Raw genomic sequence first — 1893 nt, forward strand, 5'->3', positions numbered from 1 at the left:
GTTTGTTGGTACATGTTCTATTGAGTGCGTTTTTTTATTTAAAATGTTTGTCCAACTTCAATACCAGCTATTCCTTTTCCTGTTCCAACAAATGCTCCTACATTAAAGTTATTAACTTTAAGACCTGAATGAACTTTAAATAGTCCTCTAAATTGTGGATTAACTCCATTATTATGAACTAAAATTCCTACTCCAAGTCCTGCTTCTGCTCCAAAATACACTTTTTTATTACCTTCAAATCTATAATTTGAATCTACTCTAAATGTTCCCATTATATTAGGTTCAATCATAGTTGTTAATCTTCCTAAATATATGTCCATAGCTGCATTTACACCAGGTCCATAGTCTACGTCCCATTTATCATCTATCCTAGTATTATATTGTAATCCTAAATTAGCACTAGGTGTAATAGTTCCACCATAATACCCATTAGATCCTATATATCCACCACCAACAGATATTTCACCTTTAACTTTAGGTGCTGCTGCAAATCCTATAGATGTCAATACCAATAAACTTGTTAAAATAATTTTTTTCATTTTTACACCTTCCTTTATAACATATACAGTATTTTACTCAATATATATTTTTAAGTCAACAATACAAATATAAAACTAATTAAATTCCAAAGAAAAAAGAAGTTTAAATTCTACAAAAACAAAAAGAGAGTCTAAACACAATAACAACTATAGTCTAACTCTCTTAATTATACGACATTATTTAAAAAGTATTCCCTAAACCTAAACTCACATAACCATTATTACTTATTTTAAACTCTGCATTTGATTTTTTATATTCTATTCCTAATAAAACTTCTCCTTCTAGGCTTAATTCATATGTAGTAACTTTATGATAACCAACATTATATAAATCATCAACAATAGGTTCTTCTTCAAATCTATTAACTTGTTTTACTCCTGTTTCTAAATTTGCTCCACCATAAACTTTAGTATTTTCTGAAACTTTTGATTCTATTACTGCTGAACCTAACAAATTAATATCTGACATAGATAAATCTGCATAATTTACATCTATAGCAACATCACCTCTAAGACCTATACCAGATTTTACATTCTAATATTAATTTATTTTTACTTAATAAAAAACATATATCTCCAAATCTTATAGTAATTTTACTATTCAATTTTTTGATATATGTTCTCTATAATTTCCTAATTATATTTTTTTACTTAGAAAGTATATCCTAATCCTAAACTTACAGCTCCTGGATATCCTGTTCCAACTTCTGCTGTGAACCCTTTATATTCAGCACCTAATAAAGCTTTTGCTCCTAAGTCTAGTCCTACTCCTAATTTTGATGTATCTGTACTTGTTGTAGCTGCATCTTTTTTAGAAACTTTTGCTCCAACTTCTAAGTTTAATCCACCATAAACATTTAAATCTTCAACAACTTCAGATCCTACTAAAGCTGATCCTACTAAATCAACAGTTCCACCTAAGAATTTTTTACCTTCTAAACCATAAGAGCCTGTTACTTTAGCTCCTACTCCTGTTTTTAAATAGATTTTATCATTTAATTTTGTAGCTTTTGGGTAGTAAATAGCTTCTACTCCACCATTTAAAGTTTTTGCATAGTCGTATCCTCCTGTAGCTAAAACTTTAATGTTATAATTTTCTGCAGAAAAAGCAGAAGCTCCTGTAACTAATGCTAATAAAACTAATATCTTTTTCATAATTTTTTCCTCCAACATTTATAATTGTATATATTATACTCCAAATATCCAAAAAGTCAACAAAAAGTCTAAGCAACAACTAACATAATTCCTAATAAAATTTTTTCATTTTTACTCCTTATTTTATTGTTTTTACAATATCTTAGTTAATTATACACCGCATATATTTTTTGTCAATTGGTAACATGTAATTTGAAAT

The 1893-nt window shown here is 27.9% G+C and carries 3 protein-coding genes; all 3 read right to left on the reverse strand.

Features of this window, described 5'->3' with window-relative positions:
• Window positions 1-38: 38 nt before the first annotated feature.
• The 3 genes from AYC59_RS07390 to AYC59_RS07400 all read right to left on the reverse strand — a co-directional run bounded on the left by AYC59_RS07390 (window position 39) and on the right by AYC59_RS07400 (window position 1694).
• Window positions 39-539, reverse strand: coding sequence for a hypothetical protein (locus AYC59_RS07390; protein ID WP_066896997.1), 501 nt, complete (start codon window positions 537-539; stop codon window positions 39-41).
• Window positions 540-720: 181 nt separating this feature from the next.
• On the reverse strand, window positions 721-1008 hold the full coding sequence (locus tag AYC59_RS07395; RefSeq protein WP_066896999.1) for a hypothetical protein: 288 nt from the start codon (window positions 1006-1008) through the stop codon (window positions 721-723).
• 182 nt (window positions 1009-1190) lie between these two features.
• The gene (locus AYC59_RS07400; RefSeq protein WP_066897001.1) at window positions 1191-1694 is read right to left on the reverse strand and encodes a hypothetical protein; all 504 of its coding nucleotides are present in this window, start codon (window positions 1692-1694) and stop codon (window positions 1191-1193) included.
• Between the last annotated feature and the right edge of the window lie 199 nt (window positions 1695-1893).

Source organism: Pseudostreptobacillus hongkongensis, assembly GCF_001559795.1.
Taxonomy (GTDB): domain Bacteria; phylum Fusobacteriota; class Fusobacteriia; order Fusobacteriales; family Leptotrichiaceae; genus Pseudostreptobacillus; species Pseudostreptobacillus hongkongensis.

Bases quoted from the DNA above. Each gene is read 5' to 3' on its own strand.
- AYC59_RS07390 (WP_066896997.1), bottom strand. From the start codon at position 539: ATGAAAAAAATTATTTTAACAAGTTTATTGGTATTGACATCTATAGGA.
- AYC59_RS07400 (WP_066897001.1), bottom strand. From the start codon at position 1,694: ATGAAAAAGATATTAGTTTTATTAGCATTAGTTACAGGAGCTTCTGCT.
- AYC59_RS07395 (WP_066896999.1), bottom strand. From the start codon at position 1,008: ATGTCAGATATTAATTTGTTAGGTTCAGCAGTAATAGAATCAAAAGTT.